A 24,592-nucleotide genomic window follows, 5' to 3' on the forward strand; every position below is an offset into this window, starting at 1 on the left:
CGCATCGGTTGCGCGCCCCCGGTTTCCCCGTTCGGCGTCGCGCCCGAGGACCTGCCGGACGGGCTCAGACGGAGGGCGGAAGGCGGAAGGCAGGGGCGGAAGGCGAAAGGCGGAGGGCCGGGAGCGGGGGCTTGCCCCACTGGGGAGGGGGCGCCAGCACCAGGGACGTCGGGGATTCGCGTGGTTAGCGTCCGGAACGACCAACCGACCTGGGGGAACACACATGTTTCGACGGCCCTGGATTGCTCCGCTGGCGTTCGTGGTGATCGCCTTCCTGGCGTTCTCGCTGCCGCGCTACCTCAGCTTCGACCCGGCGCGCTCGCTCGTGCCGGCGCCGCCGGACTTCCCGGCGCACTACCCCGTGCTCGTCGCGCACATCCTCTTCGGGGCCGTTGCGATGGTGACGTGCGCTCTTCAGGTCTGGCCGTGGCTGCGGCAGCGCCATCCCGCGAAGCACCGCATCATCGGGCGGGTCTACGTCTTCGCGGGGGTGCTGCCCGCCGGGGCGCTCGGCTTCGTCGTCGGGATCACCAGCCCGTTCGGCCCGGTGGCGCAGGTCAGTCACGTGCTGCTGTCCGCGATGTGGCTCGGCTTCACCGTGATGGGGCTGGTCACCGCGCGGCAGCGGCGGATGGCCGAGCACCGCCGGTGGATGGTCCGCAGCTTCGCGCTGACCATGTCGATCATCACCAACCGGCTGTGGTCGGTTCTCGCGAGCGTGGTGCTCACCCCGCGGCTGGAGACCGCGTTCGGGGGCAGTGAGCTCGCGCTGACGCAGTCGATCGGCGCCATCTCCTCCTGGCTGGGGTGGACGATCCCGCTGCTGGCCGCGCAGTGGTGGCTGGACCGCGGTCAGCGGCGGCGGACCAGGACGGCGATGCCGTCGAGCAGCGCCGCCAGCCCCAGCTCGAAGACCTCGTCGAGGTCGAGGTCGTAGCCCTCCGGGCCGAAGCTGCGCATCAGGTGGCTGAACGCGGGGAACTCACCCGACTCCACGTAGGACGCGAAGTCGGCTTCCTGGGCGTCCATCCACTCCTGGTCGGTGAGGCCGCTGGTGGCCTCGGCCTGCGCCTCGCGCTCCAGGTTCACCGCGACGCCCTGCACGTAGGTGAACAGCAGCACGTGCAGGTTCATCACCTTGGTCGCGGGCAGGCCGTGCCCGGAGAACGCGCTGATCATCCAGTCGGCGTGCACCGCGAGGTTGGGCAGCATCACCGGCCGGGTCAGCGTCGTGAAGTGGGCCAGCCACGGATGCGCGCGGTAGAGCCGCCACAGCCCCCGTGAGCCCAGCTCCAGCCGCGCCCGCCAGTCCTTGATCCGCGAGTCGGGCGGCTCCAGCTCGCCGTACGCGGCGTCGGCCATCAGCATCACCAGAGCGTCCTTGCCGTCGACGTGCCGGTAGGGCGACATCGTGCCGACGCCGAGCTTCGCCGCGACCCCGCGCATGGACACCGCGGCCAGGCCCTCGGCGTCGGCGATCTCCATGGCGGCGCGCACGATGCGGTCGCGGGTCAGCTCGTCGCCGGGCTCGGCCGGTGGGCGCGGTCGCGGCTTGTCCCGCGCGGGCGCCACCGCGACGACCGTGCCCACGCGGGGCTCCGGCCGGACGAGGCCCTCCTGCTTCAGCACCGTCAGCGCCTTGGTCGCGGTGGCCAGGGCGACGCCCCACTTGATGGCGATCTGCCGCGTGGACGGGACCCGGTCGCCGGGGGCGAGCTCCCCTTCGGTGATGCGGCGGCGGATCTCCGCGACGATGCGGGCATACGGCGGGTTCTCGGCCATCGCGCTTCCTCTCCCCTGTCCTAGTACAGAACCTCACTGCGCTAGCACAGATTAGCTGCTTCTTGGCTCTACAGAGCTGTTTGTACGTCGTACGCTACCTGCGTACAGCTCATCGAGCCAAGGAGAAGACAATGCGGAACGTGCTGATCTGCGGGGCGAGCGTCGCGGGTCCGGCGCTCGCCTACTGGCTGCGGCGCAGGGGCTTCGAGGTGACCGTGGTCGAGCGGGCCCCGGCGCCGCGTCCGGGCGGCCAGGCCATCGACGTCCGCGGTGTCGCGCTGGACGTGGTGGACCGGATGGGACTGCTGGAGCGGGTGCGGGCGGCGCGGACCACCATGCGCGGCATGCAGATGCTCGACGGTCAGGGCAACGAGATCATGCGCTCCACCGAGATGGCGTTGAGCAGCGGGCGCTTCGACAGCGGCGACGTCGAACTGCTGCGCGAGGACCTCACGGGGATGATCTACGAGAGCACCAGGGACTCCGTCGAGTACGTCTTCGGTGACACGATCACCGCGTTGGAGGAGACCGGCGACGGCGTCCTGGTGAGCTTCGAGAACGCCGCGCCGCGCACGTTCGACGTGGTGGTGGGCGCCGACGGCCTGCACTCCGGGGTGCGGGCGCTGGCGTTCGGGCCGGAGAGCCGGTTCGTGCACCACCTCGGCACCTATCTCGGCGTGTTCAGCGCGGAGAACTTCCTCGGCCTGGACGACTGGCAGGTCTGGGTGCGCGAGGGCAACGCGGGGTACGCGGTCTACCCGGTGCGGGACAACAAGGAGCTGCGGGTGACCCTCGGCGTCGAGTCCGGGCCGATCACCCACGACCGCCGCGACAACGACGCGCACCGCCGGATGCTCGCGGAGGCGCTGGCGGGAGTGGGCTGGGAGACGCCCAAGCTGCTGGAGGCGATGTGGACCGCGCCGGACTTCTACTTCGACGCGATGGCGCAGGTCCGGATGGACACCTGGTCGGCGGGCCGGGTCACGCTCGTCGGCGACGCGGGCTACTGCGCCTCCCCGCTCTCCGGACAGGGCACCAGCCTCGCGCTGGTCGGCGCGTACGTGCTCGCCGAGGAGCTGGAGCGGGCCGGGGGCGACCACGTCGCGGGCTTCGCGGCCTACGAGCGGCGGATGCGGCCGTTCGCGCTGGCCAACCAGGCCCTGGCGACGGAGAACCCCGGCCGGCCCCCGGCGGAGGAGTCCACGGAGCGCGCCAAGGTCGCGATCTCCCTGGACTGATCTACAGCCAGTCGAAGGTGAGCCGGTAGAACTCCGCGGCGCCGTGGCCGAGGTTCAGGCAGTGCCCGCTGCGCTCGATGACGTGCGGGGTCGCGGCGGCAGCCGGATCGGTCCGGCAGTCCCCGGTGCTCGGGCAGTACAGGGCGTCGAAGCGGCCGAGCACGGTGAGCACGGGCATCCCCGGTGGGGGCGGCGGAACCGCGCCGCCGTCGGCCTCGCCGAGCTCGGCGGAGGGCACCGTGTCCTTGCCCTCCTCGTCGGCGGCGGCGACCTCCGGGTCGTAGTCCCCGGCGTGCAGGAACAGTCCCGCGCGAGCGCCGGGACGAGTGGTCAGGTATCCGGGCGGCCAGTTCCGGCCCGCGAACTTCGGGTCCTGCTCGGCGGGCCAGAACGGGAAGTCCCCGCCGCGCGCGGACCGCGGCGTGCCCGTGGGGACCGGAACCCCGCTGAGGATCATGGCGTCGCCTCCGCCGTGGGTCGCGGCGTAGCGGCTCGCGAGCGCGCCGAGCGAGTGTCCATTAAGGACAACTGAGCGGAAGCGCGGGCCGAACTTCCCTTCGCGAAGCCCTTTCACCAGCTGGTGCAGCACTCGCCCGTGAGCGGCGAGGGTCAGCGTGGTGGGATCTGGGTGGTCGCTGAGCCCGTAGCCGAGCCGGTCGACGGCGAGGGTCGCGAACCCGCGCTCGACGGCCGCTCGCGCGTAGTCGTCCCAGTAGTGGTGGTCGTAGGTCGCGCCGTGCACGAGGAGCTGGACGGGTGTTCGAGGGGTGCGCCCGCGCGGCAGGCAGAGCCAGGTGGCGATCCGCTGGCCTTCGACCGAGACGGTGCGCTGGGCGCACGCCGGGGGTGTGGCGGAGACGACCACCGGGGCGAGGCACATGACGAGAACGGAGACGAGCGCGGAACGAAGGAGAAACATGGTGCGGCCAATCCGGTACGAGGCGCGACTCAGCATCCGGGACGACGTCCCAACGCCGGCGGGCGCCTGTTCCACCGGTGTCTCTCTGAGTCGAGTCTACGAAGGCCGCAAACGCTTTTCAGCGAGCGCTATCTCAACACGCGTCGACCTCGCGCAGGTACCAGTCGAGCAGGACCCGCCCGGCGTCGCCGAGGTGGTGCGCCTTGGGCTCGGCGCCGTGGGTGTGCGCGACCACCTCGGCGGTGACCGGGTCCACCGCCAGGTCGAACCAGTCCGCGCAGCCGCCCACCTCGATGCCGTCGACCTCGATGTCGCCCCGCGTCAGCGGGTACCCCGCGTACACGAGGAGCTCGTAGAGCTGATGACCATGCCATTCCCGCAACAACTCACCGCTCTCGGCGATCTGCTGAGCGCCCTCCACGGTGACCACGAAGTACTCCACGACTGCCACCTCACGTTCACGCCGCCGCCGTGTCCCCGGCCTGCGGAAAGACGCAACGCTACGTCCGTTTCCGCTGGTCCGCCCGATGCCAGCGGGTTTTGCGCCGCTGTTCGCGACCCCATCGTGACTCCGCCGTTGCCTTCGCACGCCGCCGCCCGCGCAGCATTGACCTCGACCTAGCTAGAGGTTCCAGACTGGTCAGGCACCATCGACGAGTCAGGGAGATCCACACGATGTCCGACCGCACGGGCGTACTCGACGAGGCGTACGAGCGCCTGCACCGCACCGGTCCGGAGTTCCAGGGCTGGCTGTCCAACCACGCTCCCATGACCGTGGAGTCCCTTGTCCGGGCCGGGCACGCGGGTCTGGTGCACCGCTGGATCGACGACTACAGCACCCAGTTGGACGATCTGCCCGCCGCCACGCACCGCATCGGGGACGAGTGGCTGGAGGCGCTGGGCGACGAGCGCCGCATCGGTGACTGGATCAAGCACTTCACGGTCGAGCTGGTGGACCGGCCGTGGCAGGACGTCCTGACCACCTGGTGGCCACGCCTGCTGCCGGGCGTGGCCGCGGGCGCGACCCATGGTGTCATCCGGGTCGGTCACGCGGTGCGCGTGCTGCTGGAGGACGAGCCCACCGCGCCCCGCGTCGCCGAGCTCGCACACGGGCTGGGCTACTGGGCCGCGCGCTGGGAGCCGGTGCCCGGCGTCGCCGTGCCCGCGGGCTCTCGTGACCCAGAAGAGGCCCTGGCCGGAGTGCCGCTGCTGGGCAACCAGACCGGCGGCATCCAGGTTCGCCTCGCCCGCCTCGCCTTCCTCAGCGGCTGGCCGGAGTCTCTGGCAGCGCTGCGCTGTCCTACGACGGCGGAGCAGGCACGGGAGCTGCTCGCCGACCTCGTCGACGCGGCCGTGCTGCACTACCGCTCCTACGGCCATGGTGCCGCGATCATGTCCGTCCACGGTGCGACAGCACCCAACGCATTGCTGCGCACGCTTCCCGCTCTGCCACAGCGGTTGTGGGTGCCGAGCCTGTGCGCGGCGTGGGCGGCGACGGCGGCGGTCACCTCGATCTACTCTCCGGCGAAGGCCGCCCCGGAGGGGGATCTTCCGGTGGCCACAACCCTGAACGAGGTCTTCGAGCTCGCGGCGTCCACGGGTGACCCGCATGCGATCAAGTTCGCCGACACCGCCGCGGACTCCTTCGCCCACAACGGGAACAGCGGCGCCTTGTCCGCTGCCACGAGGTGCTCAACCCTGCTCAGGGCCGGAAAGTGATGCGGCCCGGCCCTCCCCCGTCCCGCAACGGAGAAGGACCGGGCCGAGTCGGTCAGCGCCCGGAGACCACGAACGGAATGACCACAGTGGACTGACGTCCCTCCGCAGCCGTCGCGCTCGCGCGCAGCGAGCTGACCCCGCTGCCGATGGCGCTCCAGACCTCCAGCTTCACGCAGCCGTTGGTCATGTTCGACAGGGACCCTGTCTGCGACTGGGTCCCGGCCGCCTGGGTGTAGGTCTCCCAGCCGTTGACGGGGTCCGTCGCGAAGTACCGGTAGGTCTCGACACGCGAGTAGTTGCCGGAACCATTGGCGTCGTAGGAGATCCGGGCCTGCACTCCGTTGCCGACCCCGGTCGCGGAGTCCACCTGGAGCGAGAACTGGGTCTGCTTCGACGGGTCAAAGCTGCCGGTGATCCCACACGCGGTGTAGACGCGCGCATTGGTCGGCACACCGTCGAAGTTCCGCCCGCCGGCGCCCTCGATCGCATCACTGCGCGCACCGGAACCACTCGCGGCCGACAGCGTGTTCGGACTCGTCACGTGCAGAGTCGAGCTACCGACCGGCGGCGGGGTGGTGGTGGTGGTGGTCGTGGTCGTCGTCGGGTTTCCCGGGCCGGGAACGGCGTTGCCACCGGTCCAGGTGTGCGCTCCGGTCGTCGCGGTCTTCCCCGCCGGCACGTTCAGCGTTGTGCCGTTGGAGAAGCGCACGGTGATCGGAGAGCTTCCGAGGTTGGTGGCGACGTAGGTCCTGTTGCCGCCCTTGGTGAACACCGCGTGCAGTGGGTGGTTCGCGGTGACACCGGTGTCCACCTGCCCGAGGGCGCTGAGGTTGCGCAGCCAGTGGAAGGTGTGCGCCTTGCTCTCACCCTCCTCCGGGGTGTAGTTCGTCGAGCGGAACGCCGCCAGCGCGTCGTCCGGTTTGGACAGTGCCTGGAACGACCAGATGATGTCCTGCCACACCTTCGGCTGGCTGCCGCTGTTGCGGACGATCTCCGCGACGTTGCGGTCGATGTAGCCGGGATCGTGGCCCAGGTACAGCGAGCCACCGGTGATCGGCAGCATGTTGATGCCGTGGATCTTCTCCGGCTCGGCGGTGAACCAGGTGGAGTACGCGCCGCCGTCGCCCCACACCATCCCGACCGTGGAGTGCTGGAACGCGGCGGGGAACGCCTGGTCCTGCGGGTCGAACCAGTAGTTGCGGATCGCGCTGGCCTGCGTGGTGTAGATGTAGAGGCCCGCGTCGCGGATCGCGTTGTTGCCGGTGACCTGGCCCCACTGGATCAGCGCGTTGGCGAAGTTCATGCCCTCCGACGAGGACTCCTGGTTGTTGCCCGCGAAGAACGCGCCGTGCCCCGCGGCCCAGTCGTGCCCGGCGAAGATGTCGAAGTCGCGCAGGAACGGGAACCGCGTGTCGTTGCGGTCGTAGTTGTTGGCGTCGCGGATCAGCAGGTCCACCATGCCGCCGTACTGACCGCCGGAGGCCCAGTTCCGGTCGAACTTCGCCAGCGTCGCCGCTGCCGCGATGTAGTAGCCGTAGTGGAAGTGGTGGTCGTTGAGGTCGGTGTCCGAGCCGTAGGAGGCGGGATATCCGATCAGCGTTCCCCAGTTGCGGTCGTAGTAGAAGACCCGCTCCGACTTGCCCGGCGACGCGGTGAACCAGTCGGTGAGCCTGCCCTTGATCGCGTTGAGCATCTTGTCGCGGACATCGGTCCGGTTGAGCTGGTCGGCGATCTCCGCGAGCCGCGCCGCGCGCCCGACGGCCTTGCCCGTCCAGTAGGTGTCGTTGTTGAACCCGGCCAGCGGGTCGCCTTGCGCGGCTTGGTCGAGGAAACCGTTGAGGGTGCTCAGATCCCCGCCGGTGATGCCGACAGCGGGCAGCTCCGGCAGCACACCGTTGTAGCGCATGCTCGTGGTGAACGACGAAGTGCCGACAAGCGTCTTCATCGGCCCGCGCGGCGAGACGTAGGTGTTGGCGATCGGAGTGCCACCGCCGCTGAGGTTCTGCCACTGGTGCGGGTAAAGGGAAACCACGGTGCCGGTCGCGGAGCCTTCGAGCGCCTGAGTGGTGAAGGCGTAGGTGGAGCTGACCGTGCTCGCGGCCTGGTCGTAGCTCCACGACACCCGTGTGCCGGTGATGTGCGAGTGCGCGTAGGTGCCGTAGGAGTTGGCCAGCGCGGTGCGGTCAGCGTTGCTGGAGCTCGGCGTGGTGGGCAGGACCGCGACGGAGAAGTAGCCCTTGCCCGCGAGGTTCGAGGTGATCGCAGTACCGCCGGAGCTCCAGGTGGCACCGCTCGGCGCGTAGGCGACGTAGTCGTGTCCGTCGACGGAGAACCCGATGCGGGAGCCGCTGTTGGACCACACGGTCGGCGCGGCGGAGAAGCTCAGTCGTGCGTCACCGCCCGTCACCCGCGCGTAGACGAACGGGGAACCGTGGCCGATCGTGGCGCGCAGGGTGCGGGCGCCGTCGGACCAGTACGGGCTGACGGTCCAGTCGGTCCAGCCGTCGACCTTGGCCTCGGACGCGTTCAGCCCGGTCACGCCGAGGGTGAAGTCCGCGCCGTACTGGTAGTGGTACTCCCCGACGGTGGTGGCGGTGCCGGTGATGGTCGGCGTGGTCGAGTAGTCGACGCCGAGGCCGCCCGCCACGGTGTCGAAGGAGAAGGGGTGCGCCATCAGGTTGTCGGAGAACGCGCACTCGGTCCGCTTGTAGACCAGCGAGGACCACCAGTCGTTGGTGGGGACGGCGCCGGCGGGCGCGTTGGCGGTGAGGTGCCGCCTGGGGTTGGTCGCCAGGTCCGAGCACGCGGTCGGCAGTGCCGCGCCGGGCGGCAGGGTGCTGGTGTAGCTGCCGGCGCCGACCGGCTCGGCTCCTGCGGGGGTCACGACGAGCAGCACCGAGGCGGTGAGCGCGGCCGCGGTCGTCGCCGCGATCATGCCGAGTCGGCCGGTGGGTCTGAGCCCGCTGCGAAATCCCATGGACTGCTCTCCTTTGAGCGAGGCGGGGCACGGGGTCGAGCGGCGGCGGAGCTCACGCATGAGAGCGCTCTCGCGAAGTTGTAGCAACAGGTCACGACGCCCGTCAACGATTCAGTGCCCCCGGCGGCCGAATGGCCGAGACGGACGGGGCCCGCTCCGGGCCCCGTCCGCGGGCTCAGGCCCGCACGATGTAGTTCGAGCCGCCACCCCCGCAGCCGCGCGGGTCGGTGCGGGTGATCACGTACCCGGCGGGCAGCGGGGAACCGAGGCAGATCCACTGACCGTCGCGCGGCAGCTCCAGGTACCGCCCGACGCTGCCACAGCCATTGGCCTGCAACCGGGTGATCACGTACGGGTCGGGCACCGGCGAGCCGAGACAGGTCCAGATCCCGTCCCTCGGCAGCTCGATGTAGCTGCCGACACTGCCACAGCCGTTGGGCTGCAAGCGGGTGATGACGTATCCGGCGGGCATCGGCGAGCCGAGGCAGATCCACTGACCGTCGCGCGGCAGCTCCAGGTACCGCCCGACGCTGCCACAGCCATTGGCCTGCAACCGGGTGATCACGTACGGGTCGGGCACCGGAGAACCGAGGCAGGTCCAGATCCCGTCGCGAACCGGCTCGATGTAGTTGGCCCCGGAGCGGTTGCAGCCGTTGCCGTCGATCCTGGTGATCACGTGGTTGGCGGGGATAGGCGAACCGAAGCAGATCCACTGCGCGGCGGCGCTCGCGGGCGCGGCGGCGAAGACGAGCACACCGGCGACGAGGACCAACGCGCCCAACGCCGATGCGATGGCGCGGCGCACGCGGGAAACGGTACTCACACTCATCCTCTTCCAAGACGAAGGTGTCGGGATGAGCACGCTAGGCGCACGGACCCGCGCCGCGGGCCGACCAGAAAACCCTTGAGGGAAGCCGAAATCCGGCCATAGACAACCTGATGCCACGACCCTCGCGATGGACCTAGCGCAGCACTGCCACGCCCTGAGCCGCGAAGAGGCGCCACCCCCGCTCCAGCGCCTTGTCCTCAAGCCCCGCAGCACCAGCCACGCGCTGCACGTGGCGCCACCACCCCCACCGCCCTCTGGCGCTCTCCACCCCCGTGCCCCTTATCGCGTTTTGTCACCTAAATGCGAAATGGGAGCGCTCTTTCGCGCATTTAGGTGACAAAACGCGAAAACACGGGCGCGGGGGTGAGAGCGCCAGGGGGTGATGAGGTGGTGTCACCACGTGCAGGACACGGTCTAAGCCCGTCCGGTGTTGCCGAGGAGGCGGGTGATGGTGATCTCGATGACCACGCGGGCCGGGTTGGGGCGAGGGGTGCGGTAGCGGGCGGCGTAGCGCTGCTCCGCCTCGGCCACCGAGGCCGCGTCGTCGCGGACCACCGCTCGGCCTTCCAGGGTGGACCAGCGGCCGCCGTCGACCTGGCAGACCGCGACCGTGGCTCCGGCCTCACCCGCCGCGCGCACGTGCTTGACCTTCTGGGAGTGGTTGAAAGTGATCACTCGCGCGATGCCCGCGTCGGCGTCCAGGGTCACGCCCACCGGCACCACGTGCGGGGTGCCGTCCCGTCGGATCGTGCTCAGCGTGCACAGGTGGCGTTCTGCCCAGAAGGCGCGGAGGTCCTCGCTCAACTCGATCTTCGACATGGTCGTCATTATGGGCCCATGACCGCACTCACCCGGCGCGCACCGGTCCCGGCCAGGATCGACGTGGCGGGGCTCGTCGCCGAGTGCAGCCTGCTCGCCGCCACGGTCATCTTCGCCGTGGTGACGACCGCGTGGTCGGAGAGCTCCGTGGTCGCGGCCGTGGTGCTCACCCCGCTGCTGGTGCTGCTGCGGCACCGCGCCCCGATCACGGCCCTGCTCGCGGCGACCGGCCTGCACGTGCTGGACGTGGTCCCGGCGGTGATCCCGCTGCTGTGCTTCTCCGCCGGGTACCGAACCGCCAAGGCCACCCGGTTGTGGCTCGCCGTCGGCGCGGTGCTGCTCGCCACCACGGTGCGCTTCGACGCGGCCCAGATCTGGTGGGGGCTGGCGATGTACTGCGGAGCCGCCCTCGCCGGGAGCCACATCCGGCAGCGGGGCGAACGCACCGAGCTGCTCGTGCGGCAGGCGCGGCTGCGGGAGCGGAACCGGATCGCGCGCGACATGCACGACAGCCTCGGCTACCAGCTGAGCCTGATCAGCATCCAGGCGGGCGCGCTCCAGGTCGACCGGACGCTGTCGCCGGAGCACCGGGAGGCCGTGGCCCGGGTCGGTGAGGCCACGCGCAGGGCCGCCACCGAGCTGGCCGACGTGATCGGCATGCTCCGTCCCGGCCAGGAACCCGACAGCTGCGCGAACCGCGACATCGGCGGGATCGACGACCTGGTCGAAGCCCACAACGCCGAGCTGGTCACCGAGGGGGAACCCCTGCCGCTGGCCGCCGCGTCCGCGCACACCGCCTACCGCGTGGTCCAGGAGGGGTTGACCAACGCCGCCAAGCACGCGCCCGGAGCCGCCGTCGAGGTCCGCCTCACCTACCGGGACGACGGCCTCGCCGTCCAGGTGCGCAGCGGCTCACCGCCCGTGGCCAGGTACTCGACGGGGAGCGGTCAGGGCCTTGCCGGGCTGCGCGAGCGGGTCGAGCTCGTCGGGGGCGTGTTCAGCGCGGGGCGCGACCGCGACGGTTTCCTGCTCGCCGCCGTGCTGCCCTACCGGGTCGGCGACGCGCCGGCAACCGCAGAACCGGCTCCGCACCGACAGAAGCCGCTCGTCGCGGCGGCGTCGGTGGTGGGCGTGATGGCCCTGCTGGTCGCCGTGATCGTGATGGCGCAGCTGCGGCACTGGGGTGAGGTGCCTGCCGCGGTGATCGCGGAGCTTCGCGCGGGGCAGGCGGAGAACGACGTCATGGCCAGACTGCCCGAACGCCAGTCGCTGCTCGCAGACACCGGGGCCTCGGTTCCCGACAGGGCGACCTGTCGGTACTACCACGGCGAGGAGTCCGGCAGGATCATCCCGTACAGACTGTGTTTCCGAGACGGCGCGCTGCTCGAAGGGACGAGACCGTGATCAAGGTCGTGCTGGCGGACGACGACCCCCTCGTGCGTCAGGGAATTCGCGCAATTCTCGCCTCCGCCGACGACATCGACGTGGTCGCCGACACCGCGGACGGCAACCAGGCCGTCCAGGAGGTGTTGCGGCACAACGCGAGCATCGCGCTGCTGGACATCCGGATGCCGGTGCTCGACGGGATCGGCGCGGTGCGGCGGTTGGCCGAGCTGGCACCGCGAACGCGGTCGATCATCCTCACCACCTTCGGCGACGACGACAACATCCGGCGCGCGTTGTCCAGCGGCGCCAACGGTTTTCTGCTCAAGACCACCGCACCAGGCGAGCTGGTCGATGCGGTGCGCACGGTGCACGAAGGCGGCGCGCACCTCTCCCCCGCCGTGACCAGCCGCGTGGTCGCCCTGCTCGGCCGCGACAACGCCGAGAGCAAACTCCTTGCCGCGCAACGCGTCGGAGCACTGGCACCGCGCGAGCAGGAGGTGCTGGGCCTGGTCGCGCGCGGGCTGTCCAACGCCGAGGTCGGCCGCAGAGCGCACCTGAGCGAGGCGACGGTGAAGGCTTATGTAAGCCGGATCATGACCAAGCTCGACTGCGCCAACCGCGTGCAGATCGCCTTGCTGGCCAAGGAAGCCGGGCTGTGAGCCTGTTCCCCAGGACCCGCGCCGAGATCGCGCCCGGCGCGGTGCACGTGCCGGACTGGCTGTCGTTGGAGGAGCAGCGCGAGCTCGTCGCGGCGTGCCGCGAGTGGTCGAAGCCGCCCGCCGGGCTGCGCGCAACGCGGATGCCCAACGGCTCGGTGATGTCGGTGCGCTCGGTCTGCCTCGGCTGGCACTGGACGCCGTACCGGTACTCCCGCACCACCGAGGACGGTTCGCCGGTGAAGCCCTTCCCCGACCGGCTGGGTGTCCTGGGCCGCAGGGCCACCGGGGACAGCGGGTACGCCCCGGACATCGCGTTGGTCAACTACTACGACGCCGACGCGCGGATGGGGATGCACCAGGACCGGGACGAGCGGAGCCTGGAGCCCGTCGTGTCACTGAGCCTCGGCGACAGCTGCGTGTTCCGCTTCGGCAACACCGAGAACCGCAACCGCCCGTGGACCGACGTCGAGCTGTGCTCCGGTGACCTGTTCGTCTTCGGCGGGCCGTCGCGGCTGGCCTTCCACGGCGTCACCAGGACGATCCCTGGCACCTCGCCCGAGATCGGGTTGCGCGCGGGTGGGCGGCTCAACATCACTTTGCGGGTCTCGGGCATGGAGTAGGCCGCGAGCGGGAACCTTCCCGGTGTGAGTGGACAGGTCGTCGTCTTCGCGCCCTCGCCGCAGCTGACCGTGACCGTCGAGGACCTCAACGGTGAGCCCGACATCCACGTGCACCCGGGTGGCCAGGGCGTCTGGCAGGCCCGGATGGTCAACTCGCTCGGCGCGCGGGTGGTGCTGTGCGGGGCGGTCGGCGGGGAGACCGGGCACGTGCTGGGACACCTGCTCGACGAGCCCGGCGTCGAGCTCCGGCTGCTGCGCGTGGACGCCCGCAACGGCGCCTACGTGCACGACCGCCGCGACGGCAGCCGGGAGGAGCTGGTCGAGATGCCCTCGGGCGAGCTGTCGCGGCACGACCTGGACGACCTCTACGAGCTGGTGCTGACGCACGCGCTGGAGACCGGGATCGCGCTGCTCAGCGGCCCCGGCAACGAGCGGGTGCTGCCGCACTCGTTCTACCGCAGGCTCACCGGGGACCTGACCGCCAACGGCTGCCGGGTGCTCGCCGACCTCGCGGGTGAGCGGCTGGAGCACGTGCTCGCGGGCCGGCCGTCCTTCGTCAAGATCAGCCACGAGGAGCTGCTCGCGGACGGTAGGGCGGCGAGCGCGGAGCTGCCCGACCTGGTGGAGGCCGCCAGGGAGATCGCGAGGCGGGGACCGGAGGCGGTCGTGGTGTCCCGGGCCGCCGAGCCCGCGCTGGCGCTGGCGGGCGAGGACCTGTTCACCCTGCACACGCCGACGCTGAGCCCGGTGGACACCCGCGGCGGCGGCGACTCGATGACGGCGGGCGTCGCGGCCTGCCTGGCCAGGGACGAACCGCTGGACGCGGCGCTGCGCACGGGAGCCGCCGCCGGAGCGCTGAACATCACCCGCCGCGGTCTCGGCACCGGCGACGGGGAAGCCATCAGGCGGCTGGCCGAACGCGTCGAGCTGCGCCCGATCACGGAGAGGAAGACATGACCAAGGCCCGAGCACTGGTCACCAACGACGACGGGATCACCTCGCCGGGGCTGGCGGCGCTCGCCGGGATGTCCGTCGCGAACGGACTGTCCACAGTGGTCGCGGCTCCGGCCCACGAGTCCAGCGGGACCAGCGCGGGGCTGACCGCGACGGGACACCGCAGGATCGCGGTGGCACCCCAGGAGCTCGCCGGGCTGCCGAACGTGCCGTCCTGCGCCGTCGCAGGGCACCCCGGGCTCATCGTCCTCGTCGCGGCACAGGGAGCTTTCGGTTCCATCCCGGACATCGTGCTCTCCGGCATCAACCGCGGCGCGAACGTCGGCCGTGCCGTGCTGCACTCCGGGACTGTCGGCGCGGTGCTCACCGCCTCGGTCAACGATCTGCACGGACTGGCTGTCTCGCTGGACGTCGGCCTCGACCACACGGGCCCCGAGCACTGGGCGAGCGCGGCGGGGGCGGTCGAGCAGGCCGTCGCGCTGCTGCACGACTCCCCCGCGGGCACGGTGTTCAACGTGAACGTGCCCAACGTGGAGCCGGATCGGCTGCCGCCACTGCGCCAGGCACCGCTCGCGCGGTTCGGCACCGTGCGCAGCCGGGTCCGCCGGCTCCACGACGACACCCTGGAGCTGGTGGACGTCGAGGGCACCGCGGAGCCCGAGCCGGACTCCGACGCCGCCCTGCTCGCAGCGGGGCATCCGACGATCACCCCGCTGCGACCGGTCGGCGAGGACCCCGACTACCTGCTTCCGCTGCGGGCGAGGTGAACCGCCGAGGTGCCCAAACCCGTCGGCAGGAACGAGAAGACCTTCGTCGCACTGTCCACATTGAACAGTCGGCGCAGTTCGGCCTCCTGGTAGCGCACGCACCTCACGTGCCACTCCAGGATGCCCGACATCCACTCCTTGAGCTCCTCGGCCTGCCGGGTCAGCACGGCGCGGGTCCTCTCGTCGAGGCCGAGCTCCTCGAACAGGTCGGGCAGGTCGTTGGCGACGATGTGCTCGAACTGCTCCATCCGCGCGGTCATCAGCTTCGCCACCAGGTCCCGCGCGGTGATCCGGTCGGTGCCGAGGAAGTTCTCCGCCACCACGACCATGTTGTGGTGCTCGCCCTCGAACTCGACCTCCTTCTGGTAGGAGAAGAGGTCGTTGGTGAACATCGCGTAGTCCATCGCGGCGGTGACCAGCTCGTGCAGGGTCCGCGTCTGGTAGAGCTCCTGCGGCACCAGGCCGAGGCTCTTGACGCGGGCAAGGCTGATCGTCATGTCGGAGCCGAAGGTCTTGCGGCGCATCTCGACGTAGTCGATCGGGTCGGGCACCCGGTTCTGCGCCTGGTTGTCCACCTCCCAGACCCAGCTGTCGAGCATGTCGTCCACCGCCCCGCGGAACTCCCGCCGCGCCCCCGGGGCCAACGGCCCGGCGGTGCGCCGCCACAGATCGGCGAGTGCGCGCTCGATCCCGGTCACCGGTTCCGGCGATGAGGTGTTGTCCAGCGGCATGAACAGCTTCAACCGCTCGCAGCACGCGCGCGCCTGCGCGGTGTTGCGCGCGACGCCGAAGACCAACGGGAAGTAGTCGTCACCGTAGGTGCCCCAGAACAACCAGTCCGTGGAGAGGAACAGCTCGTCCTTCGTCGCGTCGGCGTGGATCATCGCGGCGCAGTGGGCCAGGTCGATGCCCCTGGCGCGCTTCTCGTCCCACACCGCGCCCGCCTCGACACCGGGCACCGAGTCGAACAGGCCCATCTCGCGGGCCCACTCGATGGTGTGCTCGCGGGCCGCGTCGATGTGCGGGCTGGTGCGGACCGGGAACGGCATGTACAGCTCGGGCAGCGGCAGGGGCCCGACGGGGCGCTCCGGGGTGTGGGTGTGCTGCCGGATCCTGCGCTCCAGACCGGGCCGGAACTCCAGCCGCGCCGCCGAGGTGCCCAGCCCGAGCGGACCGCCGAGCAGCGGGTTCGGCGGGGCCTGCGCGTCCATCTCCTGGTTCATGTAGCGACTGGAGCGGGCGTGCCACTCGTGGCCGCCGGACTGCCAGTCCTGCAGTCCCTTGACGTAGGCGCCGATCGCGAGCTGCTCGTGCGGCAGCAGGCCCCGCTGCGCGACCAGCGCGGGGACCTCGACCAGCGCGGTGTTCTCGAACTGCTGCAACCGCGAGGTCAGCAGGTCGTTGACGAGCTCGGCCGCCTGCTGCGTCGGGATGTCCATGAACCGCTCGAACACCAGCACCGCGTTGGAGTTCTCCCCCTCCTCCTCGACCTCGCGCTGGTAGGAGAACAGGTCGTTGCGCAGGTGCACGGCGTCGGAGAAGGTGTCCCGCAGGACCTCAAGCGGCCGGGACGCCGCGACGCGGTCCGGGACCTCCGCGCCGACGGCGTACTCGACCAGGTTCGCCGACCACGGCGCGCCACCGACCCGGCGGCGCATCTGGATGTACTCGATCGGGTTGGCGATGCGGCCGAGCTCGATGTTCTTGAGCTCCCAGATGGACTCGACCATGAGGTTGTGCGTGCTGGTGATGAACCGGCGGCGCCAGCCGACCGACATCGAGGGAACCGTGCGCTCCCACAGGTCCTTCAACCCGGCCTCCGCCGGGTTCGTCACCTCCGGCGGTGTCTCGCCGTCCATGGTCATGAACTTCTCCAGGCGCTCCAGGTACGCCTGGCCGCCCTTGATGTCCCGCGAATACTTGAACTCCTCCAGGAAGTGGTCGTCGAAGAAGAACACCCACACGTACCAGTCGGTGATCACGTCCAGCACGTCGCCGTCGCAGTCCGGGTGGGTGTAGGCGCACATCAGGCCGTAGTCCATCTTCGCGAGCGTCTCGTCCGTCCACACCAGACCGCCGTCCGGAGTCCTCGATTCGAGCATGCCCATCCGCTTCGCCCACTCCGCGCTGTGCTGCCGCGTCCGCTCCAGGTGCGGGTTGATCCTGGCCGGGTACGGCACGTAGAACTCGGGCAGCGTGAACGACTGCATGATGTGCGCCTACTCTCTTCGGGTCTCGTGCGACGGCGCGTTCGACCCTCGCATTCGGCCCGATGGACCGGCATCGGCCAGCTGAGCGATGTCCGTCCCTATCGAGCGAACCTCCGGCGTCACCGCTCGTGTCGGGCGGAAACCTAGAGAAACGGCACGTGAGCGCCCACCCCGGCCTCCGGCGGCTCCATCAGCAACGCCCGCTCACGACCGTCCGGATCGGGGTGCTCCCGCCATACCGCGAGGCGTCGCGGCCAGGGATCGGCCCAGCCCACGTCCAGCGCCTCCCGGTGCAGCAGCCAGAACGCGAGCAGCCCCGGCACCGACCCGGACAGGCCCGCGAGGTGGTCCAGCACCGCCATCAGCGTGCTGTCGTTCACCTCATAGGGGGTCGCGCGCATCTCCCAAGGGCCCCGGGAACTCGCCGACCAGCTCGACCAGACCGTCCCAGATCGCAAGATCCGGTGGCCCGTCGAGCGTGCGGCAGGCCAGCGTCACCAGCTTGCCCGCGGCGACCGACCGCATCCCGGCGGCGCGACGCCTTCGAAGCTCCTGTCATCGCCGGGACTCGCCCATCCCCGCGCGCAGGTGTCGGCGAGCCTGCGCAGCAGCTGACAGGCTTGCGGGGAGCTCTCAGTGATCCGCACCACCAACCGACTGGCCACAGTGGACAGTTCTCGCGCTCCAGCCTCGGTGCACGACGCGATGCCAAGCTCCCCGGGTCCACCGCTCTCCGACGTGGTACAGCCCGTCCGGCGCGAACGCTGCCACATCTCTGACTTGGTGGCGCCCTTCAGCTCACGCGCGAAGCGCTCGATCACTGCCTTCGGGGCGGAACGGCAGAGCCTCGTCAGCACCGCACGAGCGGCGGGTAACCATTGCCCCACAACAGGTCCCGAGCACGCGGGCAGCAGCTCGGCGATATCGGCACCGCCATACCTTTGGCGCACAAGGGGAACCAGGCGATCCGCCGCAACCGGCGCAACACCCCGCGCGCCGATCGACGCTGGGTGTGCCGAGGCCGACAAGGGCGTCGTCGGGTACGGGAAGCCGAATGGCGGCGGCGAGAGCTGGCCCCCGTAGGTCCACATCGGACAGTGCGGCGGTCACGGCGGGGACGTCGCGCCGGACAACGGCCATGTGCAGTGCGGTTCGGCGATCAGCCGGGTCTCCGGAGTCCAGTTCGGCGCGCAGCCGGTGGTAGTCCTCGTCCGGGAGCACGCGGACATGAGCGGCCCAAGCGCGCATACGTGCGGGAAACGGCAGGCTTTTGCCAGGCTCGCGGCGTGCGACGGGGGCTCACCAGACGGTGGCGACGTCGTCCTTCCATGCGGTCATGCGGCCGACCGCGTCAACAGAGCCCGATCCGCGAAAGCACCTCGTCCCGTCACCACCGCACACCTCACCGCCCCGGCACCCCCGCCCCCCGGCACCCGCCACACGTGCCCCCAGGTTCGCGTTTTGTAGGCATAACGCGAATTGAGAGCGCTCTTTCGCGCATCAAGGTGACAAAACGCGAAAACTCCGACCGCGCCAGCCAGCCCACGCGCGCACGAGGGCACGGGTCGGAGCGCCAGCTCGGGGAATCGGGACGACTTGCGGGACGGGCGCTAGCCGGATTGTGTTTGCGCCGCAACGAGAAAGTTGTCGGGGGTGCGCGATAGTGCGGCGCATCCCCGACAACTGGCACTTCGGTTGTCCCGGTCGCCCCTCAGGCTCCGACGTAGTCCGCGAGGTGCTCGCCGGTGAGGGTGGAGCGGGCGGCGACGAGGTCGGCGGGTGTGCCCTCGAAGACGATCCGACCGCCCTCGTGGCCCGCGCCGGGCCCGAGGTCGATGATCCAGTCGGCGTGCGCCATGACGGCCTGGTGGTGCTCGACGACGATGACCGACTTGCCGGAGTCGACGAGCCGGTCGAGCAGGCCGAGCAGCTGCTCGACGTCGGCGAGGTGCAGGCCGGCGGTCGGCTCGTCGAGGACGTAGACGCCGCCCTTCTCCGCCATGTGGGTCGCCAGCTTGAGCCGCTGCCGCTCGCCGCCGGACAGCGAGGTGAGCGGCTGGCCGAGGCTGAGGTAGCCGAGCCCGACGTCGGCGAGCCTGCCGAGGATGGCGTGCGCGGCGGGCGTGCGTGCCTCGCCCTCGCCGAAGAACTCCTCGGCCTCGGTCACCGACATCGCGAGCACCTCGCTGATGTCGCGCCCGCCGAGCCGGTACTCCAGCACCGAGGCCTGGAACCGCTTCCCCTCGCACTCCTCGCAGGTGGTGGCGACGCCCGCCATCATCGCCAGGTCGGCGTAGATGACGCCCGCGCCGTTGCAGGTGGGGCACGCGCCCTCGGAGTTGGCGCTGAACAGCGCGGGCTTCACACCGTTGGCCTTCGCGAAGGCCTTGCGGATCGGGTCGAGCAGTCCGGTGTAGGTCGCCGGGTTGCTCCGCCGCGAACCGCGGATCGAGCCCTGGTCGACCGACACGACGCCCTCGCTCGCCGGGATCGACCCGTGCACGAGCGAGCTCTTGCCGGAGCCCGCGACGCCGGTGACGACGACGAGCACCCCGAGCGGGATGTCGACGTCGACCTTGCGCAGGTTGTGCCGCGTCGCGCCGCGGATCTCCAGCTTCCCGGTGGGCGTGCGCACCTCCTCCTTGAGGGAAGCGCGGTCGTCGAAGTGGCGGCCGGTGACGGTGCCGCTGTCCCGCAGCTCCTTGACGCTGCCCTCGAAGCAGACGGAGCCGCCCGCCGTGCCCGCGCCGGGGCCGAGGTCCACGACGTGGTCGGCGATCGCGATCATCTCCGGCTTGTGCTCGACGACGAGCACCGTGTTGCCCTTGTCCCGCAACCGCAGCAGCAGGTCGTTCATCCGCTGGATGTCGTGCGGGTGCAGGCCCGTGGTGGGCTCGTCGAAGACGTAGGTGGTGTCGGTGAGCGAGGAGCCGAGGTGGCGGATCATCTTGACCCGCTGCGCCTCACCGCCCGACAGCGTGCCCGACGGCCGGTTCAGCGAGAGGTAGCCCAGCCCGATCTCCACGAACGAGTCGAGGGTGTGCCTGAGCTTGGCGAGCAGCGGCGCCGCCGACGGCTCGTCGAGGCCGCCGACCCACTCGGCCAGGTCGCTGATCTGCATCGCGCAGGCGTCGGCGATGTTGACGCGCTTGATCTTCGACGACCGGGCCGTCTCGCTGAGCCGCGTCCCGTCGCACTCGGGACAGGTGGTGAAGGTGACCGCCCGGTCGACGAACGCCCGGATGTGCGGCTGCATCGCCTCCTTGTCCTTGGACAGGAAGGACTTCTGGATCTTGGGGATCAGGCCCTCGTAGGTGAGGTTGACGCCCTCGACCTTCACCTTCGTCGGCTCCCGGTAGAGGAAGTCCCGCATCTCCTTCTTGGTGAACTGGCGGATCGGCTTGTTCGGGTCGAGGAAGCCCGACTCGGCGTAGATCCGTACCGTCCACCAGCTGTCCGACTTCCAGCCGGGGATGGTGAACGCGCCGTCCGCGATCGACTTGGAGTCGTCGTAGAGCTGGGTGAGGTCGATGTCGTTGACCGTGCCCCGGCCCTCGCAGCGCGGGCACATGCCGCCGATGACGCTGAAGCTGCGGCGCTCCTTCACCTTCTGCCCGGCCTTCTCGATCGTGACCGCGCCCGCCCCGCTGATCGAGGCGACGTTGAAGGAGAACGCCTGAGGCGAGCCGATGTGCGGCTTCCCGAACCTGCTGAACAGGATGCGCAGCATCGCGTTGGCGTCGGTGACGGTGCCGACGGTGGAGCGGGGGTCGGCCCCCAACCGCTGCTGGTCGACGATGATCGCGGTCGTCAGCCCGTCGAGCACGTCGACATCGGGCCGCGCCAGCGTCGGCATGAAGCCCTGCACGAAGGCGCTGTAGGTCTCGTTGATCAACCGCTGCGACTCCGCGGCGATCGTGCTGAACACCAGCGAGCTCTTGCCGGATCCGGAGACACCGGTGAACACCGTCAGCCTGCGCTTCGGGATCTCGACGCTGACGTCCTTGAGGTTGTTCTCGCGCGCGCCGTGCACGCGGATCAGGTCGTGGCTGTCGGCGAGGTGCTGCGCAGGCGACTGCGTGTCCGACTTCTTGGCCTTGCTCATCGTGTCTCCGTCTGTTGGGCGGGGCCGACCTCGCGGCCTCCGTCGGTGTCGCCTGGCTCGTTCTGCCCCGGCTTCGAGCAGTTCGTCTGGTTCTCCTCCCCCCGTCGGCGGTGCATCGCCGAGCGGGGGTCGGTGCCGTCTGCGCAGGTCACGGCCATGATGGCCGGACGGATCAGCGCAGCTCCTGGATGCGGAGCAGGTTGCCGGCGGGGTCGCGGAAGGCGCAGTCGCGGACGCCGTACGGCTGGTCGGTCGGCTCCTGGACGACCTCGGCGTCACCGGCCTGCAGCCGCGCGAAGGTGTCGTCGAGGTCGGTGGTGGCCAGGTTGATGCTGGCGTAGGTGCCCTTGGCCATCATCTCGACGATGGTGCGACGCTCGTCGTCGGTGATACCGGGGTCCACCGCGGGCGGGTGCAGGACGATGGACGTGCTGGGCTGGCCGACGGGACCGACGGTGATCCAGCGCATGCCGTTGTACCCGACGTCGTTGCGGACCTCGAAGCCGAGGGTGTCGCAGTAGAAGGCCAGCGAGGCGTCCGGATCGTTGTGCGGGAGGAAGCTGTGGTGAATGGTGATGTCCATGGCGGTCACACTATGTGCGCGCCGATGACCGCGCTTCTTGATTCCTGATCGGTCTGGTCACCTGTTTCGCGACGCACGGCGGCATCCCCTCCGTCGCTTGCGCGGCCTCGCGCCGGTAGGCGCTGGGCGGCATGCCGACCAGCTCGGTGAAGCGAGTGCTGAAGGTGCCGAGCGACGAGCAACCGACCGCGAAGCAGACCTCGGTGACGCTGAGGTCACCACGGCGCAACAGTGCCATCGCGCGCTCGATGCGCCGCGTCATCAGATAGGAGTACGGTGACTCACCGTAAGCGCGCCGGAACTCGCGACTGAGGTGCCCGGCCGAGATGTTCACGCCGCGCGCGAGCGCCTCGACGTCCAGCGGCTGCGCGTACTCCCGGTCGATCCGGTCGCGGACGCGTCGCAGCAGCGCGAGGTCGCGCAGGTGCTGCGGCTTGGCGGAACTGCTGCTCACCTGCGAGATCGTGCCACATCGCGAGGACCAGCGCTGGCACGATCGGGGTGCGGCTCGCCCCCCCGGAGGGGGTGCCCGTCGCCGAGGTCTCGACCGGCGACGGGCACCTTCTACTCAGGACAGCGCAAAGACCTTGGTGGACAACGGCTTCTACCCCGCCTGATCCGCCCCGTAGGGCTGGGTGATCGCTTCGAGGTAGTGCCCGGACGGATCGCGGAAGTACACGCCACGACCACCGTGGTTGGTGTTGTACCTGCCGGAGACCTGGCCCCGAGGATCGGCCCAGTGCTCGATGCCCTTGTCCTGGATCCGCTGGTAGATGGCGTCGAAGTCGTCCTCGGCGACCAGGAAAGCGTAGTGCTGCGGGGAAAAGTCGACCCCAGGCTCGGCGTACTGGAGCAGCACGCCGCCATCGAGCCGAACGCTGAGGAAGAAGCCACCCGGTTCGGCATCGGGGAGCCCGAACATCTCGGTGAAGAAGGAAGCCGACTGCCGCTTGTCGCGCGCGGCGACGATCGTGTGATTGAACAACGTGGTCATTGAAGACCTTTCGAACCCACACCTCCATGCCTGACGCTGTCCGCCACCGGCACGCGATGCTGCCCCGATCAGATCACGAGCCCCGCATTCGCCACAACCCCATAGCGACACGGGCTGACGTGGTCGGGGTTTTCGCGTTTTGTCACCTTGATGCGCGAAAGAGCGCTCCCAATTCGCATCAAGGTGACAAAACGCGAACCTGGAGGCACGTGTGGCGGGTGTCGGGGGGTGCCGGGGGTGCCGGGGCGGTGAGGTGATGTCGTCTCTTGCAGGGCGGGTGCTAGACGGTTGAGGCCAGCCAAGGGAAAGCGCTGGAGTGTTTGAACCACCAGTTGTACTTCTGCGCCGGGTTGACGCGGTAGGCGTCGCTGTTGTTCGCCGGAGCGGCTGGCCGGGTCCAGTGGGTGACCACATGGCTGAACGTGGTGTACAGCTGCTCTCCGCACGCCTTCAAGGACGTCATCTTCGCCGTGTTGCCCGCGCGCTTCGCGAAGTACGCGCCCCACATCACCGACGTCGCCGCGTCGTAGGAGTGCTCGAAGTCTTCGTCGGGGTTGAAGTACTCACCGTGTCCCGCACCGTCACGCGTCGCGAAGTAGTGCGGGAAGCGCAGTGACGCGCCACCGCTCTGCTCGGCGAGGGCGTGCGTGTTCATGTAGCTGCCGACGCCGCACGTGTGGTCCGCGAGGCCCAGGACGAGGTCGGCCGCCGCTGCGGAGCCCGTGACGGACCAGGTGCGGGCGAGCACTTCGACGAGCAACGCCGACATCCACGGGGACGTGATCGGAGTGGTTTCCTGGGTGCCTTCATGGATGCCGATGGGGTGCCAGATCCCACCGTCCACGGTGCCGCCGTCGGACGGTGCCAGCTGAGCCGCGCGCAGTGCCCTGACGATGTCGTCGATCGCGGTGCGGTACTCGGGTTTTCCGGTCACCTCGAAGGCGATCGTGTTGGCCATCAGCTTCAGCGCGATGTGGCGCTCGGTGTAGAAGCTGCCCGCTGGGGTGTTGGCCACGTCCTTGTAGACCTTCACCACGTCCTCGATGTGCGAGAGCGTTTCGGTGTCACCCGTGAGCCACAGAGTCGTGGCCAGCGACTCGTTGTAGGAGTACTTCTGGTCGTGCCAACCCGCTGTGGCGTTGGGATTCTTCAACGCGAAGCTTCCGACACAGCGGCCGTTGTCGCAGTCGGACGGCTTGTAGAGCTTCTGGCGGTAGTAGTCGGCGTTGCGGACCGCTTCGCGGAGGAACGCGTAGTAGCCCGTGCGCAGGTAGCCGATGTGCATCGTCATCGCGCGGTCGTAGAGCCACGGTTCCGGGTCGGTGAGGAACGGATGCGTGTTGGTCAGCGGTGTTTGCGCGCCTGTGAGTCGGTCGTCGTTGTTGGTGACCGTGTAGAAGAAGTTGACCATCGCGTGTTCGGCTTCGAGATGGCCAGGATAGGACGCCGAGACGGAAGCGGGCGGGATTCGTTGCTCCGCAACGGAGTCGTCCATCGGAGCGAGACCGTTCTTCAGACCGCTCGCGGCGAGCCACGTCTTGGGTAGCAGCGCGTAGACATTGGGCTCGTGCACGTTGTGCGCGTCGCCGTAGGTGGGGCCTCCGGTCGGTGTGGTGCCCGCGCCCGCCACCTTGTGCCAGCCGGAGCGGACGTCGGCCAGTGTCGGTACGTTGTGGGCGCGGGCGGCTCCGCCCCACGCGACGGTGATCTTCTGCTCACCGGTGAACGCGCGGGTGAGCTGGACGCGTGCCACGCGGACGGAAGTGGTATCCCACCACGGCGTGAGCTGATCGACGTAGGCCGGGATCTCCTTGCCACTGCTGAGGATTCGGACCGTGGACAGGTCGGCGGCGGTCATCGTGTCGCGGGGGAACGGGACACCGAAGGTCACCAGGCTGGAGGCGCCTGGGGCCAGCTGTTCGGTGGGGCGCAGGGTGACGTCGATGCTGCCGGACGCGACCGAGGCGGGTGCCGCGGGGACGGTCGCGAGCGCGGATATGAGCACGACGGGAAGCAGTAGGCGGAACATTC

At 69.8% G+C, this 24,592-nt stretch carries 21 protein-coding genes; 8 read left to right on the top strand and 13 right to left on the bottom strand.

Annotated features, from left to right (window positions below; all coding sequences use genetic code 11):
- Positions 1-223: 223 nt before the first annotated feature.
- Positions 224-937 (top strand): DUF2306 domain-containing protein, encoded by a 714-nt coding sequence (locus ACFFQA_RS16065; protein WP_377852751.1) that lies wholly within the window; start codon positions 224-226, stop codon positions 935-937.
- Here the strand turns inward: ACFFQA_RS16065 and ACFFQA_RS16070 are convergent.
- Positions 853-1,782 carry a TetR/AcrR family transcriptional regulator C-terminal domain-containing protein gene (locus tag ACFFQA_RS16070; RefSeq protein ID WP_377852752.1) on the bottom strand — a complete coding sequence of 310 codons (930 nt, stop codon included), beginning with the start codon at positions 1,780-1,782 and terminating at the stop codon, positions 853-855. The genes ACFFQA_RS16065 and ACFFQA_RS16070 overlap by 85 nt on opposite strands.
- A gap of 131 nt (positions 1,783-1,913) precedes the next feature.
- On the opposite strand from ACFFQA_RS16070, the gene ACFFQA_RS16075 reads away from it, so the two are divergent.
- Positions 1,914-3,020: an FAD-dependent monooxygenase gene (locus tag ACFFQA_RS16075; RefSeq protein WP_377852753.1), complete on the top strand. Its 1,107-nt coding sequence runs from the start codon at positions 1,914-1,916 to the stop codon at positions 3,018-3,020.
- A gap of 1 nt (position 3,021) precedes the next feature.
- Here the strand turns inward: ACFFQA_RS16075 and ACFFQA_RS16080 are convergent, their stop codons facing one another.
- The gene (locus ACFFQA_RS16080) at positions 3,022-3,939 is read right to left on the bottom strand and encodes an alpha/beta hydrolase (protein ID WP_377852754.1); all 918 of its coding nucleotides are present in this window, start codon (positions 3,937-3,939) and stop codon (positions 3,022-3,024) included.
- 133 nt (positions 3,940-4,072) lie between these two features.
- Positions 4,073-4,381, bottom strand: a complete 309-nt coding sequence (locus ACFFQA_RS16085; protein WP_377852755.1) for a hypothetical protein — start codon at positions 4,379-4,381, stop codon at positions 4,073-4,075.
- A gap of 233 nt (positions 4,382-4,614) precedes the next feature.
- Between ACFFQA_RS16085 and ACFFQA_RS16090 the strand changes: the two genes are divergently transcribed.
- Entirely contained in the window at positions 4,615-5,658 is a 1,044-nt protein-coding gene (locus tag ACFFQA_RS16090; RefSeq protein ID WP_377852756.1) for a hypothetical protein, read from the top strand.
- Positions 5,659-5,710: 52 nt separating this feature from the next.
- Here the strand turns inward: ACFFQA_RS16090 and ACFFQA_RS16095 are convergent, their stop codons facing one another.
- The 3 genes from ACFFQA_RS16095 to ACFFQA_RS16105 all read right to left on the bottom strand — a co-directional run bounded on the left by ACFFQA_RS16095 (position 5,711) and on the right by ACFFQA_RS16105 (position 10,292).
- Positions 5,711-8,635 (bottom strand): glycosyl hydrolase, encoded by a 2,925-nt coding sequence (locus ACFFQA_RS16095; RefSeq protein ID WP_377852757.1) that lies wholly within the window; start codon positions 8,633-8,635, stop codon positions 5,711-5,713.
- A 175-nt stretch (positions 8,636-8,810) separates the two neighbouring features.
- The gene (locus tag ACFFQA_RS16100) at positions 8,811-9,440 is read right to left on the bottom strand and encodes a hypothetical protein (RefSeq protein ID WP_377852758.1); all 630 of its coding nucleotides are present in this window, start codon (positions 9,438-9,440) and stop codon (positions 8,811-8,813) included.
- 438 nt (positions 9,441-9,878) lie between these two features.
- A complete protein-coding gene (locus tag ACFFQA_RS16105; RefSeq protein WP_377852759.1) occupies positions 9,879-10,292 on the bottom strand; it encodes a pyridoxamine 5'-phosphate oxidase family protein in 414 nt (137 codons plus the stop codon).
- A gap of 9 nt (positions 10,293-10,301) precedes the next feature.
- Here ACFFQA_RS16105 and ACFFQA_RS16110 point away from each other — a divergent pair, with 9 nt between their 5' ends.
- The 5 genes from ACFFQA_RS16110 to surE are packed head-to-tail and all read left to right on the top strand — an operon-like array spanning position 10,302 to position 14,669.
- Positions 10,302-11,687, top strand: a complete 1,386-nt coding sequence (locus tag ACFFQA_RS16110; protein WP_377852760.1) for a sensor histidine kinase — start codon at positions 10,302-10,304, stop codon at positions 11,685-11,687.
- On the top strand, positions 11,684-12,328 hold the full coding sequence (locus tag ACFFQA_RS16115; RefSeq protein ID WP_377852761.1) for a response regulator transcription factor: 645 nt from the start codon (positions 11,684-11,686) through the stop codon (positions 12,326-12,328). Before ACFFQA_RS16110 ends, ACFFQA_RS16115 begins: the two co-directional genes overlap by 4 nt.
- Positions 12,325-12,948, top strand: a complete 624-nt coding sequence (locus ACFFQA_RS16120) for an alpha-ketoglutarate-dependent dioxygenase AlkB family protein (protein WP_377852762.1) — start codon at positions 12,325-12,327, stop codon at positions 12,946-12,948. The genes ACFFQA_RS16115 and ACFFQA_RS16120 overlap by 4 nt, the downstream gene beginning before the upstream one ends.
- Positions 12,949-12,972: 24 nt before the next feature.
- A complete protein-coding gene (locus ACFFQA_RS16125; RefSeq protein WP_377852763.1) occupies positions 12,973-13,905 on the top strand; it encodes a 1-phosphofructokinase family hexose kinase in 933 nt (310 codons plus the stop codon).
- On the top strand, positions 13,902-14,669 hold the full coding sequence (surE, locus tag ACFFQA_RS16130; RefSeq protein ID WP_377852764.1) for a 5'/3'-nucleotidase SurE: 768 nt from the start codon (positions 13,902-13,904) through the stop codon (positions 14,667-14,669). The genes ACFFQA_RS16125 and surE overlap by 4 nt, the downstream gene beginning before the upstream one ends.
- Here the strand turns inward: surE and ACFFQA_RS16135 are convergent.
- From ACFFQA_RS16135 to ACFFQA_RS16165, 7 genes are all read right to left on the bottom strand, one after another.
- On the bottom strand, positions 14,642-16,879 hold the full coding sequence (locus ACFFQA_RS16135; RefSeq protein ID WP_377852765.1) for a terpene synthase family protein: 2,238 nt from the start codon (positions 16,877-16,879) through the stop codon (positions 14,642-14,644). The genes surE and ACFFQA_RS16135 overlap by 28 nt on opposite strands.
- 143 nt (positions 16,880-17,022) lie before the next feature.
- Positions 17,023-17,259, bottom strand: a complete 237-nt coding sequence (locus ACFFQA_RS16140; protein WP_377852766.1) for a hypothetical protein — start codon at positions 17,257-17,259, stop codon at positions 17,023-17,025.
- Between the two features lie 1,331 nt (positions 17,260-18,590).
- The gene (locus ACFFQA_RS16145) at positions 18,591-20,984 is read right to left on the bottom strand and encodes an ATP-binding cassette domain-containing protein (RefSeq protein ID WP_377852767.1); all 2,394 of its coding nucleotides are present in this window, start codon (positions 20,982-20,984) and stop codon (positions 18,591-18,593) included.
- A gap of 172 nt (positions 20,985-21,156) precedes the next feature.
- Entirely contained in the window at positions 21,157-21,567 is a 411-nt protein-coding gene (locus ACFFQA_RS16150) for a VOC family protein (RefSeq protein WP_377852768.1), read from the bottom strand.
- Between the two features lie 10 nt (positions 21,568-21,577).
- Positions 21,578-22,021: a helix-turn-helix transcriptional regulator gene (locus ACFFQA_RS16155; RefSeq protein ID WP_377852769.1), complete on the bottom strand. Its 444-nt coding sequence runs from the start codon at positions 22,019-22,021 to the stop codon at positions 21,578-21,580.
- 150 nt (positions 22,022-22,171) lie between these two features.
- Entirely contained in the window at positions 22,172-22,561 is a 390-nt protein-coding gene (locus ACFFQA_RS16160) for a VOC family protein (RefSeq protein WP_377852770.1), read from the bottom strand.
- Between the two features lie 280 nt (positions 22,562-22,841).
- Positions 22,842-24,590: a hypothetical protein gene (locus ACFFQA_RS16165; protein WP_377852771.1), complete on the bottom strand. Its 1,749-nt coding sequence runs from the start codon at positions 24,588-24,590 to the stop codon at positions 22,842-22,844.
- Positions 24,591-24,592 lie beyond the last annotated feature (2 nt).

Source organism: Allokutzneria oryzae (genome assembly GCF_042429765.1).
Taxonomy (GTDB): domain Bacteria; phylum Actinomycetota; class Actinomycetes; order Mycobacteriales; family Pseudonocardiaceae; genus Allokutzneria; species Allokutzneria oryzae.

Bases quoted from the DNA above. Each gene is read 5' to 3' on its own strand.
- ACFFQA_RS16070 (WP_377852752.1), bottom strand. From the start codon at position 1,782: ATGGCCGAGAACCCGCCGTATGCCCGCATCGTCGCGGAGATCCGCCGC.
- surE (WP_377852764.1), top strand. From the start codon at position 13,902: ATGACCAAGGCCCGAGCACTGGTCACCAACGACGACGGGATCACCTCG.
- ACFFQA_RS16165 (WP_377852771.1), bottom strand. From the start codon at position 24,590: ATGTTCCGCCTACTGCTTCCCGTCGTGCTCATATCCGCGCTCGCGACC.
- ACFFQA_RS16145 (WP_377852767.1), bottom strand. From the start codon at position 20,984: ATGAGCAAGGCCAAGAAGTCGGACACGCAGTCGCCTGCGCAGCACCTC.
- ACFFQA_RS16090 (WP_377852756.1), top strand. From the start codon at position 4,615: ATGTCCGACCGCACGGGCGTACTCGACGAGGCGTACGAGCGCCTGCAC.
- ACFFQA_RS16150 (WP_377852768.1), bottom strand. From the start codon at position 21,567: ATGGACATCACCATTCACCACAGCTTCCTCCCGCACAACGATCCGGAC.
- ACFFQA_RS16110 (WP_377852760.1), top strand. From the start codon at position 10,302: ATGACCGCACTCACCCGGCGCGCACCGGTCCCGGCCAGGATCGACGTG.
- ACFFQA_RS16095 (WP_377852757.1), bottom strand. From the start codon at position 8,635: ATGGGATTTCGCAGCGGGCTCAGACCCACCGGCCGACTCGGCATGATC.
- ACFFQA_RS16135 (WP_377852765.1), bottom strand. From the start codon at position 16,879: ATGCAGTCGTTCACGCTGCCCGAGTTCTACGTGCCGTACCCGGCCAGG.
- ACFFQA_RS16065 (WP_377852751.1), top strand. From the start codon at position 224: ATGTTTCGACGGCCCTGGATTGCTCCGCTGGCGTTCGTGGTGATCGCC.
- ACFFQA_RS16105 (WP_377852759.1), bottom strand. From the start codon at position 10,292: ATGACGACCATGTCGAAGATCGAGTTGAGCGAGGACCTCCGCGCCTTC.
- ACFFQA_RS16160 (WP_377852770.1), bottom strand. From the start codon at position 22,561: ATGACCACGTTGTTCAATCACACGATCGTCGCCGCGCGCGACAAGCGG.
- ACFFQA_RS16075 (WP_377852753.1), top strand. From the start codon at position 1,914: ATGCGGAACGTGCTGATCTGCGGGGCGAGCGTCGCGGGTCCGGCGCTC.
- ACFFQA_RS16080 (WP_377852754.1), bottom strand. From the start codon at position 3,939: ATGTTTCTCCTTCGTTCCGCGCTCGTCTCCGTTCTCGTCATGTGCCTC.